Source organism: Robertmurraya sp. GLU-23 (genome assembly GCF_052983275.1).
Window position 1 is genome coordinate 91,700 of sequence record NZ_JBRKCV010000014.1, and the last position, 18,227, is coordinate 109,926.

The window sequence follows — 18,227 nt, forward strand, 5'->3', positions numbered from 1 at the left end:
ACAAAGGCATCTACTGCGACATTTTCACAGTAGGTGCCTTTCTTCTTATACTTAAATTTTCACTCCATGACGCTCAAAGGCAGCTGCTTCAAGAACTGAAATTCCTTGGCTTTCGGCGAATGCTGTTAATTTATCAGACACTTGAGGAGCAAACAGCTTGCCAGGGGACGAGTAAGACATTTCTCTAGCACGTGCTGAGTTGCTGCGTGCAAATGGTCCCCAAATGGCAAATGTTTTACCTGGAGATTGAATGTTAACAAATAATGTCTTTCCATCAGGTGAGAATATTGGTCCTGCTAATTCTGAGCCGCTTAAACGGTTATTGGCAAAAGGATAGATGTTTCCTTCTGGTGTAATCCCCATGATACGGTCGTTTCCGGATCCATCTTCTGCAAACCACAAATCTCCCCAAGGTGTCATGCAGATATTATCTGGTGATTCCATTAGTTCTCGATCGGTTGCTTCATAGAAAAGCTCCAAGGAATTGGTAGCTGGTATGTAGCGGTAAATACGTCCAAGATTTTTCTCGCCAGCAGAGCTGTCATCAAACCAGAACACACCGGCTTGGAAAAATGCTCCTTCTAGCTTTTTAAATTCAATACATCCTTGTGCTTTTGCGTCTTCACGACATAAATCCGGATTCAATTCCTTCCACACAATTCCTATCGTTTGTCCCGTTTTAAAGGTACTTGCTTTTGGAGAAGCGATTTCTTCGATAGCAGCTGCGTATAACTTACCACCTTTTTGCAGGGCACCTGGTTTTTTGCTCGAGTCATTTGGAATGAAACGGTATAAATAACTTGGGCTTGCATCTTCAGTTAAGTATACATAACCAGTTGCTGGATCGATCGCACATGCTTCATGAGAGAAGCGGCCCATGTCTTTGATTGGCGTTCTTGACAGTTCATTTTCAGGATCTAATGGATCGACTTCGAATACATAGCCATGCGTGGAGGAACGTGTTTCTTCACAAGTTAACCAAGTTCCCCAAAGAGTTGCCCCACCTGCACAATTTCGGATGGTTCCTGAAGAACTAACATATTCTTTTAATACGTTTCTAGCATTATTAATAATCAGTGTCGTTGTACCTCCTACTGCTGCAGAGCTATACGGGTTTGTTCCAATAACCGGATTGGCGGCGCTTGTCCCTAATTCGTGGTTACGAACAAGAACAGTCGTGTTGTTTGGTCCTTCGAAAGCGGCCATTCCATCAAATGCTCCTGGAATCGCTGTTCCGTTAGTCATTGGCTTTCCTTCTTCGGAAATGATCTTATAATGAAAGCCTTGTGGAAGATCAAGAATACCATTTGGATCCGGAACTAATGGTCCGTAGCCTCCAAATCCGCTTGTCGGATTATCGGTAGAATCAGCTAATACCTTTGATCCTAAAGATAAAATTCCAGTGGATCCTAGAGTTAGGGCAAGTGTTCCCACACCTCCAGCTTTTAGAAAATCACGTCGGTTTAATCCGTTTTGAGTTGTTTCTTTTTTCATAAAAAATTCCTCCCTCAAATGGTTAGTTTTCAAAAACTAGTTTTATAGTAAAGGTAGAGGATTAAGTTGAAATGGAGAGCTTGTAAGAATTTTATGAATATTACTAATGAAATGTAAAAGATTTCTTGTTACTTATTTCCTAAAGTGCTGTTGAGAAGAGGTATATTCTATTTTCACTATTAATAATTTCTTAACACTTTTTTACAGTAGCTTCATTGGCTTTGGTTTTTTACTCGCCTATAATCAAAACTATTAATAAAACAAACTACTAGTGAATAGGGAGGTTTTTCAATTGTTCCAAAATATAGGAGTACCTGGCTTAATCCTTTTGCTTGTGATTGCACTAATTATTTTTGGTCCTTCTAAGCTGCCTGAATTAGGCCGTGCAGTGGGATCAACATTAAAAGAGTTTAAAAAATCCACTCGAGAGTTAGTATCAGATGATGCACCAGTGAAAAAAGAGGAAAAAACAAATTAAAAGGATCTGTAAGATGTAAGTGGTTATTCCTACTTACATCTTATTTTATGGAACGAATAAGAGGGGGCAAACAGATGCACAACAAGGATATCCATTTAGTAGAGCATTTAGAAGAGCTTCGGAAACGACTCATTATCACATTAGGTGCCTTCATGATATTCCTTATGGGCGCTTTTATATTTGTAAAAGACTTATATAATTGGTTAATAAGGGACTTAGATGAGAAGCTTGCCGTACTTGGGCCAAGCGATATTTTGTGGGTGTATATGATACTATCAGGTGTTTGTGCTTTCGCATGCACCATTCCTGTAGCAGCTTTTCAAGTGTGGAGGTTTGTCACGCCCGCATTACATAAGAAGGAAAGGGAGGTAACACTCCGGTTTATCCCTGGCTTTTTTCTATTATTTATTTTAGGAATCAGCTTCGGGTACTTTGTTTTATTTCCTATCGTATTAGGGTTTTTGATGGGACTATCTGAGGGACAATTTCAGACCATGTTTACGGCAGAAAAATACTTTAGCTTCTTAATCAATCTCACATTGCCCTTTGGCTTTCTGTTTGAAATGCCACTCGTCGTCTTGTTTTTAACAAGATTAGGAATTCTCAATCCAATGAGACTAGTAAAAGCGAGAAAGCTCTCGTACTTTGTTCTTATCGTTGTATCGATTCTTATCACACCACCGGACTTTATTTCTGATTTTCTAGTGATCATTCCCTTGCTTACACTTTATGAGGTAAGTTTAACTCTCTCCAAAATCGTTTATAAAAAGAAGCTGAAAGAGGAGGCCAAGGTGGAAGAGGTAGATTTTAGTGAAGTAAGCTAGTGAAGATCAAAGTACAATAATTGAAACTGTAGAAGAGTAATCATCTTGGTGATTGCTCTTTTTTATGTCTGATTCTGTTCCCTTAGTACAAAAATGAAACGAATTTGTTAGCTTTTTTTGTCGGAAAAAGGAATTTGATGTTTTTTATCGAATAATTGATAGAGAAAAAAATTATTATAAGGAAAGTATTTTACAGGGGGACGTGCTCCATGCTTCATGGGATTGAACTCATCTTAAATCAAGTGCTAATGGTGCTTTTTCCTATTTGGACGTACCATTTGTTATTTCAGAAAAAAGGGTCTAGACAAGGGTTTAAACCAACGCTAGTGTTGGTTCTTATCATTTCTCTCTTACTTACCTTAACATTTTCAATTAATTATTATGATACATATTACTTTGACTTAAAAATGGTCCCGATCATTATTGCTTTTCTATACGGAAGCAATCCATGTGGATTACTGATAATCGGCATTACTGTCGTTTATGAAATATTCATTCATAATGATAACCCAATAATAACTGTGATGAATTTTGGAATCATAAGTGGATTACTCATTCTTGTAACAAAGAAATTTCGTACATATAGTGATTTAAAAAAGATACTTTTAGTTAGCACTCTGTATGGACTCATAACGATTACGAGGGGAGTTTTGCTTGTTTATACGAATCACTCTCAGGAAATTGGAATCGTCTTTATTTTCTCATTCATTTCTTGGCTTACTTTGTTGTCGGCTATGTTTATTTTTGAAAATATGAACAAGCAAATGGAATTAGAGTCTAAGGTACTACGGGCAGAAAAATTTGATGTGGTTGGTCAACTTGCAGCGTCTGTAGCGCATGAGGTGAGAAACCCGATGACCGCTGTTCGAGGGTTTTTACAGCTAATGAGTGATGATGATAATTTAACGGAATCTCAAAGAAGGTACATAAATATTTCAATGGAAGAGCTAGATCACTCGCAGGTCATCTTAACGGAGTACCTGTCCTTAGCCAAGCCTGCTACGACCGATTTGAAAATCCTTAACTTAAAGTCGGACTTAGAAAATATTATTGAACTGATGAGGTCATTTACAAACCTTCAAACCATTTCGATCGTTTCTTCTATAGATGATAGACTTCTGATCAAAGGCGACAGTTCTGAAATCAAGCAAGTATTTGTGAATCTTCTCAAGAACAGTATTGAAGCGATTGGAGAAAAAGGCGAAATTATGGTTAGTGCCTATCAAAATGGAAAACATGTAATAGTAGAGATTGAGGATAATGGTCAAGGCATGTCAGAAACTCAACTGAAATATCTCGGTACCCCTTTTTATTCGACGAAAGATAAAGGAACAGGAGTAGGACTGTCTCTGTGCTATAAGATCGTACACTCGATGAAGGGTACGATAATGGTGAGAAGTAAACAAGGAAGAGGTACCAGGTTTACGATCCAATTTCCAACGGTAGAGTAAAAATTTCTCACACAAATAAAAACCCGAATAGTTCCCACTTATTACTAAGTGGAGAGCTATTCGGGTTTTTAACTAAACGTAAATTTATAACCTTCTCCAACGATAAGCTGTTTTCCAATATGAATAGGTGCGTGATTTTGATCAAAAATCACCGTTTTCATTAAAAACAAAGGCTCACCGGATGGGACTTCTAGCAACTGAGCTTCTTCTTCCAATGCACGGACGATTTCTAGTGTGGTTTCACCTGGATTAGAAGGATGAATATTATGTTTTTCTTTTAGTGTTTGATACAGGGAGCCCTCTAAGTTTTCATTTAATAAGAATTTATATTTGTTATAAGGAAAGTAGTTGTTTTCTAGCATTAACGGATTTTCACCAGCCAATCTCACACGTTGAATATAGATGACCAGATCATCAGGGGCCAACTGAAGTAATTGCATGACATCCGGTTCTGGTTGGAGAATTTCTCGTTTGATCACCTTGCTGCTCGCTTTTAATCCATTTGCTTCACAGGCTGCTGAAAAACTAATGAAGTGGACGATCTTTCTTTCGATTTTCGGTTTGCTAACAAAAGTTCCTTTTCCTTGTTTTTTAATCAAGTAACCTTCTTCAACTAATTCGGTAATCGCTTTTCTAACGGTGACTCTACTAATATCATATTTCTCGCTCAATTCCACTTCTGTGGGGATTTTTTCTCCAGATTTCAGCTTCTTATTTACAATTTCACTACGAATCGATTCTTTTAATTGTAGGTAAAGAGGAATCTTGTTCTCCTGGCTAAGCATTTATATCACCTTCTTTTAAATATGTATACGCTGTCTTTGTAAAACGTATTGTATCATCTTACCAAGCGAAGTGCCAATCATTTAACCTTTTAAAAGTGAAGATTTCAGAAAATACTAAAAAGTATTGACGAGTGTTCTTTTTGTATAGTATATTTTCATAAAACGTTTTAATACGTTTTGTTTTGCAGGATAGATTCATTGATTTTAATTTTACTATAAAAAGGGAGGAGTGAACCGATTATGGATTTGGATTTTACTCAAATAGGACCATCAATTCCATACATCTTAGAAGGGTTACGGATTACGATTCAAATTGTATTAGCTGCCGCTCTCCTTGGTTTTACCCTAGGGATTATCCTTACTTTATTTAAAATTAGTAAGTTTCGGCTGTTACGCTGGTTTGCCGATGGTTATACCTCTGTATTTAGAGGAACACCGATGGTTTTACAATTATTGATTATTTATTACGGATTGCCTCAGATCATCGGGTTCGAAATCACGGCATTTCCTGCAGCAGTCATTGCATTTGGAATGAACTCAGCCGCTTATATTTCTGAAATTATTCGTGCTGGTATTCTAGCTGTTGACAAAGGACAAAGTGAGGCATCACTTGCACTTGGTATTCCATACCGTCCCATGATGAAGGATATCATCCTCCCGCAGGCAATGAAGAACATCTTGCCCGCTCTTATGAATGAATTCATAACTCTTACGAAGGAATCAGCAGTCGTAACGGTAATTGGTGCGATGGATGTGATGAGACGAGCATATATCGTTGGTGGTCAAACCTATCGTTATTTTGAGCCACTTCTGATCGCGGGTATCATTTATTACATATTGGTCATGGTTCTTACGATTCTTGGAAAAGCGATCGAGAGGAGAATGAGAAAAAGTGATTAAGATAACAAACCTCGAAAAATCGTTTGGAAGCAATACCGTTTTAAAGGGGATATCAACAGAAATTAAAGAAGGAGAAGTTGTAGCCATTATTGGACCCTCTGGATCTGGAAAGTCGACGTTTCTTCGATGTATGAATTTATTAGAAACACCAACTAAAGGAGAGATCTGGTACCGACAAATAGAGGTGACCAATCCAAAAGTAGATCTTATGAGTGTCAGACAGAACATTGGCATGGTCTTTCAGCATTTTCATTTGTTTCCACATAAAACGGTTTTAGAAAATCTAACGTATGCGCCAATGAAAGTAAAAGGGCTGTCTAAGGAAGAGGCTGATAAGATTGGGTTAAACCTACTTAGTAAAGTAGGCTTAGCGGAAAAAGCAGTTGAATATCCGAATCGACTATCTGGTGGTCAAAAGCAAAGGGTGGCTATCGCAAGAGCATTAGCGATGTCACCAGAAGTGATGCTTTTTGATGAACCCACTTCGGCATTAGATCCAGAGATGGTGAAGGAAGTGCTGGATGTGATGAAATCCCTTGTACAAACAGGGATGACCATGGCAATCGTCACCCATGAAATGGGATTTGCACGTGAGGTAGCGGATCGTGTGTTATTTTTGGATGATGGTAGATTAATAGAAGATTCACCGCCAGCACAGTTTTTCTCCTCGCCAAGAAGTAGTCGAGCAAAGGAATTTTTAGAAAAAATGCTATAAAAATATTCGTCCTGTACTTCTTCAGTAGAGGATGAATGTTAACTATAAAAAGATACGTTTTAATACGTATTAAATGAACAAAAGGAGAGGACATAATGAATATTCAAGAAATCGTGAAGCAAATTCATTCAGCAAAACAAGAGGGGATTAAGGAAGTCTATTTAGTTGCTTGTGGCGGATCACTGGTCGATATGTATGCATCTAAATACTTGCTAGAAAGTGAAGCAAGAGAGTTACGCGTGGGATTTTATACGAGCAATGAGTTTGTTCATGCATTACCGAAAGCCTTAGGTGAAAGTTCCGTAACAATTGTTTGTTCACACGGTGGTAATACACCGGAATCTGTTGAGGCAGCTAGACTTGCAAGAGCGCATGGCTCCACAACCATCACCTTAACACATAATGAACAGGCAAATCTTATTCAACATGCAGACCATAATATTTTATATATGTGGGGAGCCGAATCAAATGTGAAAAACAACCCAATGGCCATCATCTTGCACATTACTTTTGAGATTTTGCATGCGACTGAAGGATTTGACTACTATGACAAGGTACTAGAAGGGTTAGAGCGAATCAATGGCATTATTGAAAAAGCGAAGGTGCTTGTGGCGGATCGTGCAAAAGCATTTGCAGAAAGATATGAGCGTGAGGATTTATTTTATGTAATGAGTAGCGGTGCCTCCTACGGTCATGCGTATGGATTTTCAATTTGTTCGTTAATGGAGATGCAATGGGTAAATGCTTCCGCCATTCATTCAGGTGAATACTTCCATGGCCCATTTGAGGTAACCGATAAAGAAACACCATATATCCTTTTAGTCAATGAAGGAAGAACGAGACCCCTTGATGAACGAGCGCTAAAATTTTTGAACACATACGCTGAAAAGGTAGAAGTCATTGATAGCAAGGAACTAGGAATTAGTACAATAGATGATACGGTTGTTGAATACTTCAACCCGATTCTTTTTTACAGTATTTTAGATGTATATCGTACAGAGCTTTCGAACATTCGCAAGCATCCATTAGAAACAAGAAGATATATGGGGAAAGTCGCTTATTAAAAAAATAGAGAAGAGGGGTTTATCAATGAAAAAGTTCTTTTCAGTATTTATGTTGGTTACGTTAGTGATGAGTGTATTAGTTGCATGTGGAACTTCCAATCCTTCAACGTCTGGAAGTGAGGAGCAGACAGAAACAGAATCGAAAAAAGTGCTAGTGATGGGAACGTCGGCTGATTTTCCGCCATTTGAATACATTGATACAGCAAAAAGTGAGGAGATCATTGGGTTTGACGTGGACATTATTCATGCTCTAGCCGACAAACTAGGTTATGAAGTCGAGATTAGAGACATGGATTTTAGCGGATTAATTGCTGCGCTGCAGGCTGGGAAGGTTGATTTCGTCATGTCTGGAATGGCACCAACCGAAGAGCGAAAGCAAAATGTTGACTTTACAGACAGCTATTATCGTTCCGATTTGGTTTTATTATTTGAAGAAGATAGTAAGATCACAAGTGCAGACGACTTGAGTGGGAAGGTATTGGGCGCTCAAGTGAATTCCTTCCAGGAGGAAGTAGCAAAAGAGCTAAATGGCACGGTGGATTTTACCCTTGAAACACGTGACCGCACACCTGACTTAATACAAGAACTAAAATCAAAGCGATTTGACGCAGTAATCATGGAAGAAGCTGTAGCAATTGGCTATATGAGCACGAATGAAAATCTCAAAACAATTTCAGTTCCAAATGGAGAAACACCTGGTACAGCCATTGCTTTTCCAAAGGGCAGCGAGCTAACAGAAGAATTTAACACTGCATTAAAGGAAATGATGGATAGCGGAGAAATTGATGAATTGGTTGTGAAATGGTTTGTTGAATAATAGGTGAAAAAAGACTGACTTCAAAAGTGGGTTCAATCTTACTTTTGAGGTCAGTTTTTTTATTAACTATAATTATATTATGTAAACTAACTGCACGAAGGGACGAATCTTTATATCTTTCTTCCCTTGTAAAATGCTACTTTCTAAATTCATTCAATCTTTCAAATGTTTCAAGCAAGAAATCATAAAACAATGCTTCGGTGGGGAGTAGTTTCCGTTGAGTGGGATAAATCACTCCGACTGTTCGGGTTACACTTGTATCTGATAAGGGTATCATAACGGTGGATCGCGGGGTGTTATCCACCAATGTCATTTCTGGCATTAAGGCGACACCTAATCCAGCAGAAACCAACCCTTTTAATGCATCAATATCCTTTCCTTCGAACGCAATTTTTGGAGAAAAACCTGCATCATGACAGGCTTGAACCACTTGTTCGCGAAAGATAAACCCTTCAGGTAAGACACAGAAGGAGTCATCCTTTAAGTCACGCAGGCGAATGGACTCTCGGTCTGAAAGTGGGTGGTGAAGAGGGATGAGGGCAACGATATTTTCTGTGAAAAGAATGTCTCCTTTGATTTTGTTCTCCTTCTCCTGATTGGGCATGGGAGCAATCATGGCTAAGTTGTACTCCCCATTTACGACACCATCGATTAAGTCAGAATAAAGGGCATTGCTCATATGAAACTTAGCCTCAGGGTATCTATTGCGGAATGCATAGATAATGGAAGGCAAGGTATGAGCAGCCATACTAATCGGAAACGCGATTCGAACGGTTCCTTTTTCCGGATTAAGATATTCTTCCACTTCTCGCTTTGCATCCTCCATCATGTTCCACACTTGCTTCATTCGTTCGTAAAAGATTCTACCTAAAGGGGTTAACCGTACACTTCTGCCTTCACGAATAAATAATTCGACCCCTAATTCGTCTTCTAAATTAAATATTTGTCTGCTAACCGAAGACTGGGCAACATGCAAAGCATCTGCTGCTTCTGTTACATGCTCTCTTTTTGCTACTTCTAAGAAATATTGAATTTGCCTTGTTTCCATTTTTACCCGCTCCTGATTCATGCGTTTTACGCATGGATTTCATCGAATTTTGATATTGGAACTATTAATTACAAAATTATAAAATGAAAACACATTTAAGAAAAGAAAATATTCTTAACTTTATAATAGATTAGGGGCGGAATTTTTATGAAAGTGTTAGAAAAAGTAGAAGAGAGCCAAATGCAAATGGTAAAAGAGTATGTAAACCGTTTATTTACAAAGGTTCAAGAGAATAATCCAAATGAAGGAGAGTTTCAGCAGGCAGTAAAAGAAGTGCTGGAATCTTTAGTACCTGTTCTTGTGAAAAATCCGATTTATATCAAACAAGCGGTTTTAGAAAGAATGATTGAACCTGAGCGCTTGATTTCCTTCCGAGTGCCATGGGTAGATGACAATGGAAATGTAAAAGTCAATCGCGGGTATCGTGTTCAGTTTAATAGTGCCATTGGACCTTATAAAGGAGGACTTAGATTTCACCCTTCTGTGAACGCGAGCATTATTAAATTCCTTGGCTTTGAACAAATCTTTAAGAACTCTTTAACAGGGCAGCCAATTGGTGGTGGTAAAGGTGGGTCTGACTTTGATCCAAAAGGAAAATCGGATTTTGAAATTATGCGTTTTTGTCAGAGCTTTATGACAGAGCTAAGTAAATATATCGGTCCAGACACAGATGTTCCGGCTGGAGATATCGGGGTAGGAGCGAGAGAGATCAGTTATATGTTCGGACAATATAAGAAACTAAGAGGCGCTTATGAGGCCGGTGTATTAACGGGAAAAGGAATTGGATATGGAGGAAGCTTAGGCCGAAAAGAAGCAACTGGTTATGGTACGGTTTACTTTGTAGATGAAATGTTAAAAAGTAAGGGCTTCAGCTTTGATGGTAGTACGGTGGTCGTATCTGGATCAGGCAATGTTTCCATTTATGCGATGGAAAAAGCGATCCAATTCGGTGCAAAAGTGGTCGCATGTAGTGATTCATCAGGCTATGTTTACGACCCAAATGGAATTCATTTAGATACCGTAAAAAGCTTAAAAGAGGTAGAAAATAAAAGGATTTCTGAATATGTGAAGGAACATTCTGGTGCAATCTATCAAGAAGGTTGTTCAGGTATTTGGACCATTCCTTGCGATATTGCATTGCCATGTGCGACTCAAAATGAATTAAATAAAGAAGCAGCAGAATTGCTAGTTTCGAATGGAGTAAAAGCGGTAGGTGAGGGAGCAAACATGCCTTCCACATTAGAAGCCGTTGAAATTTTTAGCGAGAATCAAGTATTATTTGCTCCTGCTAAAGCAGCCAATGCTGGTGGAGTGGCTGTGTCGGCATTAGAAATGGCACAAAATAGTGCAAGGTTAGCTTGGACACAAGAAGAAGTGGATCTCAAATTACAACAGATCATGAAAGATATTTATACTAAGAGTCAGAAGGCAGCAGAAGAATATGATGCTCCAGGGAATCTGGTAGTCGGTGCGAATATCGCTGGGTTTGTAAAAGTAGCGGATGCGATGATCGCACAGGGAGTTATCTAACTACAATAGACAAAAGGTCACTATTTGGTGGCCTTTTTCTGTTTTAAGTGATGGAAAAAGAATATTCTTAGCAGATGCAAAATATATAAGAAGTAATAGAAAAATGGATCCTTAAGGTGCTGATTCTTTGTATAGAAATAAAAATGTTAATTTAATCATTATTTTGCTGTTTTGCTTATTTATCGTTCTCTTAGTTCATGTAATTCTTCATGTTAAAGTTTATATAGTTTACAGCGCTAGTATTGGTTCTATTTTCATGATTGGACTTGTCATTTTTCTTATGGTTTTACTTTATTTAAGAGGATAATAGAATGAAGAAAACTCGCTGACTATGAGCGAGTTTTTTGCGTCTTCCTATTCTTCATATTTCAATCCGTACCCAAACGCGCCTTCTACCATGCAGGTTGTTGCGGCAAACTCGGCTGCTTTACTTAAGGATTGTTGGATCAATACTTCCTCTTCTAAATTCTCCGAATGACCAACATAGTTTAACAAAAACGCTGTAATAAATGAATCTCCCGCACCCAATGTGTCGACTGCTTCTACAAGCTTTGGAGCTTGAGCGTAAAAGCCTGTCCCGTTATATAAAAGTGCTCCCTTTGAGCCAAGGGTTCCAATGACAATTTGACTACCTAGTGAGTGTACTTTTTTAAGCAATTCCTTCACTTCAGTTTCGTTTAGATGGCTGCATGATAGAAAGCTATAATCTACAAACGGGGCAACTTGCTCGATGTATTCGTCTGTAAAATCATCAGAAAAATCAAAAGAGATTGGAACGCCAGTCGATTTTATTTTTGGTAACTCACTTTCTATGTAGCTATATTTACTGGAGTGAAGGAGCTGAAAGCTTTTAATATATTCCAGATCATCGACTGATAATTGATACTTGCTTGTATTGCTGATGCCACCTTTATTACTACGAAGGAAAACGCGATCTCCATCTACAAGGTCAACCATGGCATAACCATTTTCACCTTCTAATACCTTACTATGAGAAATGTCGACGCCGATTTTTTTCAACGTGTCTTGGTTATGCGCAGCCGCCAAATCTGTGCCGAATATGCCCATAAAAGAAGAATCGCTTCCAAGCTGTTTCGCATAAACCGTAAAATTTAATGTGTTGCCACCAGGATACATTGTTTGTATATCAACATACTTATCTACAACATTATCTCCAAAACCAATGACTTTCATTATAGTAACCCCCTGAGACACAATATAAAGAAACGTTATAAAACGTATTATATTACATTTGAACAGAAATTTCAGTAAATTTAAGATAGAAATTTCTTAATATATATAAAGAGGGACTCACCTGGTTGGTAAGCCCCTTAGTTATGCGTGAAAAACAAATCGGCAGTGGTCATCTCCATCTGTTTTGCAGCAAATTCGATCTACTTGTTCGGTACCTACCACGTTTTTGAACATGTCTGTTTCACATCGGCAAGCGATTTTAAATTCTTTGGCTACCGCATAGATTGGACAGTTATACTCAATCATTTCATAGGAGTGTTCGTCCACTTGGTTTACTTCGGTCATATAGCCTTTGTCATTTTGTAGCGATGCGAGCTCTTTTATTTTTTCAGACAAGTTCTTTTTCTCTTGTACCTTTAATTTATATTCATCCGTAATGCGTTTTTCTCTTTTATTAAATAAGAGCTGAATCGTTTCTGCCCCGTGGAGTTCTTGGATATCTCGAAGAAACTCGACACTAATGCTTTCATAATTTTTCGGAAAAAGCTGTTCTCCTTTTTCCGTTAAGGAGTACATTTGGAGGGGACGGCCCATGGGCTGCTTGACCTCTACCGAGCGGATCAGATGATCTTTTTCAAGAATATTTAAGTGCTTTCTGACAGCCATATGGGTAATGTTTAACCGTTTGGTCAGTTCATTAACAGCCAGTGACACTTCCTTCTTCAGCAAATCCAATATCTGTTCTCTGGTGTTTTTACTCATAGACTGCAACACCTCATTTCTATCTTAATATAAGACTTATTATACTATATAGTATAAATAATGAAAAGAAACGCTTCTGTTTTAAAAAATATAAGAAAAAAGATGAAGAAAATTCATTGAATAATTTGAAAGATTGAGGTAAATTTAAAATATACTTTTTAAACCATAAAGTATAAAAAAAGAACGATTAAAGGGGATTGTTACGATGACAACTTACACATTACCAACATTAGCTTACGATTTTAACGCATTAGAGCCTCACATTGACCAGCAAACAATGGAAATTCATTACGGAAAGCATCACCAAACATATGTAAATAACTTAAATGCTGCACTGGAAGGAAAAGCTGACCTTCAAGGAAAAGATTTAGAAAGCTTGTTGAAAAACCTAAACGACGTACCTGAAGCGATTCGAGGAGCGGTTAGAAATAACGGTGGTGGTCATTTAAACCACACATTATTCTGGGAAGTGATTTCGCCAGCAGGGAATGTTGCACCAAGCAGTGAATTAGGAGCAGCGATTGAAAAAGCATTTGGTAGCTTCGACAACTTTAAAGCAGAATTTACAAAAGCCGCACTTACTCGTTTTGGATCCGGTTGGGCTTGGCTGGTTGTAAACGAACAAGGCGCTCTTGAAGTAACAAGTACACCTAATCAAGACAACCCAATTATGGAAGGCAAAGTGGCGATCCTTGGCCTTGATGTGTGGGAGCATGCCTATTACTTAAATTATCAAAACAGAAGACCAGATTATATTGAAAGCTTCTTCAAGATTATTAACTGGGATGCGGTTTCTAGTAAGTTTGAGCAAGCAAGTAAGTAAATAAGAACGTAGGAAAGGGACAATAAAAATTATTGTCCCTTTTTAACCATGTCCGCAATGGATACCACACGTCGCGCTTGGTGTACGATGGCTTTTTTAAAGGTTTCTTTGTCCCCAACGATTTCATTGTTTTGGTCTACTGATACACTTGTTCCATAAGGGTTTCCGCCAGCGGCAAATAGTGACGCGTCCGTATAACCTGGAGCTACAACGATCGCACCCCAATGATACATAGATGTATAAAGACTAAGGATGGTTGCCTCTTGACCGCCATGGGAATTTTGTGCCGAAGTCATCGCACTTACGACTTTATTGACTGTTTTTCCATGGAACCAAATTCCACCAGTGGTATCCAAAAATTGCTTCATTTGTGCGGCCATATTTCCAAAACGAGTAGGCGTACTAAAAATAATGGCATCAGAATTTTCGATATCAGCAGGTGTAATAACAGGAATATCTTTTGTAGCTTCAACATGTGCTTTCCAGGCAGGGTTCCCATCAATCACAGTTTGTGGGGCCGTCTCTTGTACTTTGTAAATGGTCACATCCGCACCAGCCTCCAATGCCCCATCAGCAGCCCACTTTGCTAATTGATAGTTCGTACCGGTAGAGCTGTAGTAAACAATCGCTAATTTTACAGTCATGATTCATCCACCCTTTATATTAATAGCTAATACAAAGCTACTATTCCCATTGGTCAGAGTGTTTATACCAATCCTTTCCTTTAGTTCCTCCAGGACAAACTCAGCTACTTAAATATTTTTTGTTTTGATGGAAAAGAATATGAAAAGTGAGGTGTGATATGAGAAACTTTTCTTTATATATCATAATAGGAATTCTTACTTTTCTTTTCATTCTTCCTGTAGAATCTAAAGCAAATGTAATGAAGTTTGATGATGATGACCTTCCCATTAGCTTTGAAATTGAAATCCTACCCTGGGAAACGGCTAAAGATCTCCTTCCGAAGTGGAAGAAATTCACAGTGATTGATGTTGAAACAGGAAAACAATTCAAGGTTCAAAGACGAGCGGGGAGCAGACATGCAGATGTTCAGCCTTTAACGACAAAAGACACGAAGATCATGAAGAAAATCTATGATGGAAAATGGAGTTGGAAGAGAAGAGCGATTATCGTGAAGGTGGGAGATCAATTTATTGCGGCTTCTATGCATGGAATGCCTCACGGAGCAGGAGCACTCCAAAATGGTTTTCCGGGCCATTTTTGCATCCACTTTTTTGGAAGTACCACCCATCGCTCAGGAAAAATGGATAAACTCCATCATTTAATGATTTTAAAAGCCGGGGGAAAAGAAGAAGAGTACTTACATACCGTTGATCCGTATGAAATGATTGAGTTTTTTGTTACAGGCATAAATTATCAAGATCCTCATTTACTAAAAGTAACTAGTATTGAGAATCAAGATCCTAAAAAATTAAAGAAATGGACAAAGACATTTACTTACTTTCGAATTACATCTATGTCCTATCTACCAGTGGAAGATCTAGAAGGTCAGCTAGTTTTAGAAGTTCCAGTAGAAGCCAAATATCACACCGATAAAAGCGGGAAAGTAACAAAGAACATGACATTTATTTTAAGAAAAAATAGTCTATTGGATCGGTGGAAAATTGACACGGAGCATTTTTTAAATCAATTACAGGGAAATAGTTGAAAACCTATATGATTAGGTTTTCTTTTTTTGCTATACTTAAAAACAAAACAATTTAAAATTGTAGTATAGTTTTGATAATAAGGAGACAACTTGAAATGAAATTACAGGCATCAGCTAAGATGGACAAACTAACAACATCCATTTTTTTGGACTTAGCCAATCGAAAAAGTGAACTTATGAATCAGGGATTGGATGTAATAGATTTAAGTGTCGGTAGTCCCGATTTACCTCCATCGTCATTAGTTATGGATACGATTAGTGCATACAGTAAAGATCCTGCAAATTATGGATATACGTTAACAGGGACGGCTGAGTTTAGTGAAGCGGTTTGCTATTTTTATAAAACCCGTTATGGAGTGGAACTTAACCCGAAGGATGAGGTTCTACAGCTTATGGGTTCGCAGGATGGACTATCACACTTGGCAACGGCCATGGTGAACCCAGGTGAATATGTACTTGTGCCTGACCCAGGATATCCGATTTACGAGGCGAGTGTCACGATTGCGGGGGGAATCGTATATCCGATGCCATTATTTGAAGAAAATGATTTCCTGCCCATTTTAGAGGACATTCCTGAAGAAGTTTTAGTGAAAACAAAAATGATGATCTTGAGTTATCCAGGAAATCCAGTGACTGCTATTGCCGATAGAACCTTTTTTGAAAAGTTAGTAATTTTTGCAAAGAAGCATAACATTTTAGTGGTACACGATTTCGCTTATTCGGAACTTATTTTTGATAATCATCCTCAATTGAGCTTTATGTCTATTGAAGGGGCTAAGGAAGTTGGTATCGAGTTCAATTCTTTATCAAAAACCTTTAATATGGCTGGCTGCCGAATTGGCTATGTGGTCGGAAATCCTCAAGCATTACAAATACTAGCTTCTCTAAAGTCACATATGGATTACGGAGTGTTTTTACCGATTCAAAAAGCAGCAGTAGCCGTGTTAACTTCCGATTTTTTGATGCTTGCTGAACAGAAAAAAATATACGAAGACCGAAGAAATACATTAATTAACGGACTTAATCAGGGCGGTTGGGAAGTAAAAACTACCCCGGCTACGATGTTCATTTGGACAAAGATTCCTCCAGGCTGGACCTCTCGTCAATTTGCTTTTGAATTACTTGAACACGCGGGTGTGGCAGTTGTACCAGGTGACGCATTTGGTGCAGGGGGAGAAGGATACGTGCGAATCGCATTAGTACAGCCTTCCGAAAGATTAGCAGTAGCTGCAGAGCGCATTCAGAAGTTTTTACATACCTATCGACCAGAAACCAATTAATATAAATCCCTTTCATCGTAGGAACTTTACTACTTTGATAGGGATTTTTTTTGTGTCTGAAAAGGGATATGTACGAGTTTTTATCATTAGGAGAAAAAAATTTTAACTTGTTTGTGGGTAATTGTAAGAGTTGTAGTAAACAAAAAAGAGGAAAGTGTCCTGGCGGCTCGGCTACCATAGCGATTGCGTTAGGTCCGTGGCTTTGCGTCTCTTATTTTCATAAGGTTTGCCTTTGCAGGAGGGTGGTTATTTGATCTGTTCGGTGGCTAATTCAATGACAGAACGTAAAAGTTCAATGTCCATCCATATTTGCTCTCTTATTGCAGCATTAGTACATTTCGTTTGTTCATATTGTAAAAGCTCTAATTCTTTTTTGAAATAAATTACATCAAGGGCATCTTGAAGACTTTGCTTGGAAATGAGATCATGCTGTGAATAGGTCAACCTTCGTATCGCCTCATTTTTTAAAAATTGGATAAAATCTGCTTCTAAGTTAAACTTTATGGCTCGAATAATGGTAGTAGATAATTGTTCATCTTCTAGTCTTTGTAGCGAATACATACGAAAATCCTTTCTTACATTCTACTTAAATTAGTATATATAGGTTAAGTTCAATAGTCCAAAGGTAACTGCATACACCATAAGATATTTTTCGACAAAATTCGTAATGCCTGATTATTTGTGTACTGACGTATATCAATACCCGCTATGGAAGAGATGTAGTCATAAAAAAGCAAAAAAATTGTAGGGAAATTATGGTTGGAGTAAAATGGGTATGGTTATGGAATATTTTCACAAAGGGAGGAATGTATATGGCGGAATTACAATCAAAACAAGTTCGTCAAGCTGAGTATAACATTGATCCAATCTACTTAAATCGGTGGTCCCCTCGTTCGTTTTTAGAAAAGGAAGTATCTGAGGACGTTCTTATGAGTGTATTAGAAGCAGCACATTGGGCTCCGTCTGCTAATAACTCTCAGCCTTGGAGATTTGTGATTGCACGTTCACAAGAGGATCGTGAAAAATTCCATTCTTTTATCAAGGAAGGAAATCGTAAATGGTGTGAAAAGGCTCCTGTTTTTGTGGCGATTTTGTCGGATAAAAATTTCGGATATCATGCATTTGATTCTGGTTCGGCTTGGGGGTATTTAGCACTACAGGCAAGCCAAAAAGGGATGATCACTCACCCGATGGCTGGATTTTATCAAGATCAAGCTCGAGAAGCGCTAAATGTCCCGGATGACTTCGACATTCAAGTAATTGTCGCAATGGGATATCAGGGTGAGAAAGAAGCCCTACCATCAGAATTACAAGACCGTGAGCAACCATCGGGCAGACGGCCTCTTAAAGAGTTAATATTTGAAGGTGAATATAAGTAGATAGGTAGTTGAGC

The 18,227-nt window shown here is 38.3% G+C and carries 19 protein-coding genes and 1 riboswitch; of the genes, 12 read left to right on the forward strand and 7 right to left on the reverse strand.

Annotated features, from left to right (window positions below; translation table 11 throughout):
• Positions 1–51: 51 nt before the first annotated feature.
• Positions 52–1,494, reverse strand: coding sequence for an alkaline phosphatase PhoX (locus tag ACVBAX_RS19060; RefSeq protein WP_447118408.1), 1,443 nt, complete (start codon positions 1,492–1,494; stop codon positions 52–54).
• 292 nt (positions 1,495–1,786) lie between these two features.
• Here ACVBAX_RS19060 and ACVBAX_RS19065 point away from each other — a divergent pair, with 292 nt between their 5' ends.
• The 3 genes from ACVBAX_RS19065 (at position 1,787) to ACVBAX_RS19075 (ending at position 4,247) form a co-directional block, all read left to right on the forward strand.
• The gene (locus ACVBAX_RS19065) at positions 1,787–1,972 is read left to right on the forward strand and encodes a twin-arginine translocase TatA/TatE family subunit (protein WP_430776637.1); all 186 of its coding nucleotides are present in this window, start codon (positions 1,787–1,789) and stop codon (positions 1,970–1,972) included.
• A 74-nt stretch (positions 1,973–2,046) separates the two neighbouring features.
• Positions 2,047–2,796 (forward strand): twin-arginine translocase subunit TatC, encoded by a 750-nt coding sequence (gene tatC / locus ACVBAX_RS19070; RefSeq protein ID WP_447118409.1) that lies wholly within the window; start codon positions 2,047–2,049, stop codon positions 2,794–2,796.
• 209 nt (positions 2,797–3,005) lie between these two features.
• Positions 3,006–4,247 (forward strand): ATP-binding protein, encoded by a 1,242-nt coding sequence (locus ACVBAX_RS19075; RefSeq protein ID WP_447118410.1) that lies wholly within the window; start codon positions 3,006–3,008, stop codon positions 4,245–4,247.
• A 68-nt stretch (positions 4,248–4,315) separates the two neighbouring features.
• Here the strand turns inward: ACVBAX_RS19075 and ACVBAX_RS19080 are convergent, their stop codons facing one another.
• Positions 4,316–5,032 carry a GntR family transcriptional regulator gene (locus ACVBAX_RS19080; protein ID WP_447118411.1) on the reverse strand — a complete coding sequence of 239 codons (717 nt, stop codon included), beginning with the start codon at positions 5,030–5,032 and terminating at the stop codon, positions 4,316–4,318.
• Positions 5,033–5,272: 240 nt separating this feature from the next.
• Here ACVBAX_RS19080 and ACVBAX_RS19085 point away from each other — a divergent pair, with 240 nt between their 5' ends.
• From ACVBAX_RS19085 to ACVBAX_RS19100, 4 genes are all read left to right on the forward strand, one after another.
• Entirely contained in the window at positions 5,273–5,932 is a 660-nt protein-coding gene (locus ACVBAX_RS19085; protein WP_447118412.1) for an amino acid ABC transporter permease, read from the forward strand.
• Positions 5,925–6,647 carry an amino acid ABC transporter ATP-binding protein gene (locus ACVBAX_RS19090; protein ID WP_447118413.1) on the forward strand — a complete coding sequence of 241 codons (723 nt, stop codon included), beginning with the start codon at positions 5,925–5,927 and terminating at the stop codon, positions 6,645–6,647. Before ACVBAX_RS19085 ends, ACVBAX_RS19090 begins: the two co-directional genes overlap by 8 nt.
• Positions 6,648–6,742: 95 nt before the next feature.
• Complete coding sequence (locus ACVBAX_RS19095; RefSeq protein ID WP_447118414.1) at positions 6,743–7,711, forward strand: SIS domain-containing protein; 969 nt, start codon at positions 6,743–6,745, stop codon at positions 7,709–7,711.
• 25 nt (positions 7,712–7,736) lie between these two features.
• The gene (locus ACVBAX_RS19100; RefSeq protein ID WP_447118415.1) at positions 7,737–8,528 is read left to right on the forward strand and encodes a transporter substrate-binding domain-containing protein; all 792 of its coding nucleotides are present in this window, start codon (positions 7,737–7,739) and stop codon (positions 8,526–8,528) included.
• A gap of 136 nt (positions 8,529–8,664) precedes the next feature.
• Here the strand turns inward: ACVBAX_RS19100 and ACVBAX_RS19105 are convergent, their stop codons facing one another.
• Positions 8,665–9,576 (reverse strand): LysR family transcriptional regulator, encoded by a 912-nt coding sequence (locus tag ACVBAX_RS19105; protein ID WP_430776629.1) that lies wholly within the window; start codon positions 9,574–9,576, stop codon positions 8,665–8,667.
• A 147-nt stretch (positions 9,577–9,723) separates the two neighbouring features.
• Here ACVBAX_RS19105 and gdhA point away from each other — a divergent pair, with 147 nt between their 5' ends.
• A complete protein-coding gene (gene gdhA, locus ACVBAX_RS19110) occupies positions 9,724–11,106 on the forward strand; it encodes an NADP-specific glutamate dehydrogenase (protein ID WP_447118416.1) in 1,383 nt (460 codons plus the stop codon).
• 354 nt (positions 11,107–11,460) lie between these two features.
• On the opposite strand, the gene ACVBAX_RS19115 is transcribed toward gdhA, so the two are convergent.
• Together ACVBAX_RS19115 and ACVBAX_RS19120 are read right to left on the reverse strand one after the other, a co-directional pair.
• Complete coding sequence (locus ACVBAX_RS19115) at positions 11,461–12,321, reverse strand: fructoselysine 6-kinase (protein WP_447118417.1); 861 nt, start codon at positions 12,319–12,321, stop codon at positions 11,461–11,463.
• A 120-nt stretch (positions 12,322–12,441) separates the two neighbouring features.
• Entirely contained in the window at positions 12,442–13,062 is a 621-nt protein-coding gene (locus ACVBAX_RS19120) for a helix-turn-helix transcriptional regulator (RefSeq protein ID WP_447118418.1), read from the reverse strand.
• A 205-nt stretch (positions 13,063–13,267) separates the two neighbouring features.
• Between ACVBAX_RS19120 and ACVBAX_RS19125 the strand changes: the two genes are divergently transcribed.
• Positions 13,268–13,885, forward strand: coding sequence for a superoxide dismutase (locus tag ACVBAX_RS19125; protein WP_447118419.1), 618 nt, complete (start codon positions 13,268–13,270; stop codon positions 13,883–13,885).
• 29 nt (positions 13,886–13,914) lie between these two features.
• Here ACVBAX_RS19125 and wrbA read toward each other — a convergent pair whose 3' ends face one another.
• Positions 13,915–14,532 (reverse strand): NAD(P)H:quinone oxidoreductase, encoded by a 618-nt coding sequence (gene wrbA / locus ACVBAX_RS19130; RefSeq protein WP_430776680.1) that lies wholly within the window; start codon positions 14,530–14,532, stop codon positions 13,915–13,917.
• A 155-nt stretch (positions 14,533–14,687) separates the two neighbouring features.
• On the opposite strand from wrbA, the gene ACVBAX_RS19135 reads away from it, so the two are divergent.
• Together ACVBAX_RS19135 and ACVBAX_RS19140 are read left to right on the forward strand one after the other, a co-directional pair.
• Positions 14,688–15,554, forward strand: a complete 867-nt coding sequence (locus ACVBAX_RS19135) for a hypothetical protein (protein ID WP_447118420.1) — start codon at positions 14,688–14,690, stop codon at positions 15,552–15,554.
• A gap of 95 nt (positions 15,555–15,649) precedes the next feature.
• A complete protein-coding gene (locus tag ACVBAX_RS19140) occupies positions 15,650–16,834 on the forward strand; it encodes an LL-diaminopimelate aminotransferase (protein WP_447118421.1) in 1,185 nt (394 codons plus the stop codon).
• Between the two features lie 158 nt (positions 16,835–16,992).
• A riboswitch (cyclic di-GMP riboswitch) is annotated at positions 16,993–17,075 on the reverse strand.
• 5 nt (positions 17,076–17,080) lie between these two features.
• Here the strand turns inward: ACVBAX_RS19140 and sda are convergent.
• Positions 17,081–17,395: a sporulation histidine kinase inhibitor Sda gene (gene sda / locus ACVBAX_RS19145; RefSeq protein WP_447118422.1), complete on the reverse strand. Its 315-nt coding sequence runs from the start codon at positions 17,393–17,395 to the stop codon at positions 17,081–17,083.
• Between the two features lie 251 nt (positions 17,396–17,646).
• Between sda and ACVBAX_RS19150 the strand changes: the two genes are divergently transcribed.
• Positions 17,647–18,213 (forward strand): nitroreductase family protein, encoded by a 567-nt coding sequence (locus tag ACVBAX_RS19150; RefSeq protein WP_447118423.1) that lies wholly within the window; start codon positions 17,647–17,649, stop codon positions 18,211–18,213.
• The last annotated feature ends 14 nt before the right edge of the window (positions 18,214–18,227 follow it).

What these genes read in the sequence shown, in the direction of transcription:
- ACVBAX_RS19140 (WP_447118421.1), top strand. Translation starts at nt 15,650, where the DNA reads ATGAAATTACAGGCATCAGCTAAGATGGACAAACTAACAACATCCATT.
- ACVBAX_RS19085 (WP_447118412.1), top strand. Translation starts at nt 5,273, where the DNA reads ATGGATTTGGATTTTACTCAAATAGGACCATCAATTCCATACATCTTA.
- ACVBAX_RS19135 (WP_447118420.1), top strand. Translation starts at nt 14,688, where the DNA reads ATGAGAAACTTTTCTTTATATATCATAATAGGAATTCTTACTTTTCTT.
- ACVBAX_RS19125 (WP_447118419.1), top strand. Translation starts at nt 13,268, where the DNA reads ATGACAACTTACACATTACCAACATTAGCTTACGATTTTAACGCATTA.
- sda (WP_447118422.1), bottom strand. Translation starts at nt 17,395, where the DNA reads ATGTATTCGCTACAAAGACTAGAAGATGAACAATTATCTACTACCATT.
- ACVBAX_RS19100 (WP_447118415.1), top strand. Translation starts at nt 7,737, where the DNA reads ATGAAAAAGTTCTTTTCAGTATTTATGTTGGTTACGTTAGTGATGAGT.
- ACVBAX_RS19060 (WP_447118408.1), bottom strand. Translation starts at nt 1,494, where the DNA reads ATGAAAAAAGAAACAACTCAAAACGGATTAAACCGACGTGATTTTCTA.
- ACVBAX_RS19075 (WP_447118410.1), top strand. Translation starts at nt 3,006, where the DNA reads ATGCTTCATGGGATTGAACTCATCTTAAATCAAGTGCTAATGGTGCTT.
- gdhA (WP_447118416.1), top strand. Translation starts at nt 9,724, where the DNA reads ATGAAAGTGTTAGAAAAAGTAGAAGAGAGCCAAATGCAAATGGTAAAA.
- ACVBAX_RS19120 (WP_447118418.1), bottom strand. Translation starts at nt 13,062, where the DNA reads ATGAGTAAAAACACCAGAGAACAGATATTGGATTTGCTGAAGAAGGAA.
- ACVBAX_RS19095 (WP_447118414.1), top strand. Translation starts at nt 6,743, where the DNA reads ATGAATATTCAAGAAATCGTGAAGCAAATTCATTCAGCAAAACAAGAG.
- ACVBAX_RS19105 (WP_430776629.1), bottom strand. Translation starts at nt 9,576, where the DNA reads ATGGAAACAAGGCAAATTCAATATTTCTTAGAAGTAGCAAAAAGAGAG.
- tatC (WP_447118409.1), top strand. Translation starts at nt 2,047, where the DNA reads ATGCACAACAAGGATATCCATTTAGTAGAGCATTTAGAAGAGCTTCGG.
- ACVBAX_RS19080 (WP_447118411.1), bottom strand. Translation starts at nt 5,032, where the DNA reads ATGCTTAGCCAGGAGAACAAGATTCCTCTTTACCTACAATTAAAAGAA.
- ACVBAX_RS19150 (WP_447118423.1), top strand. Translation starts at nt 17,647, where the DNA reads ATGGCGGAATTACAATCAAAACAAGTTCGTCAAGCTGAGTATAACATT.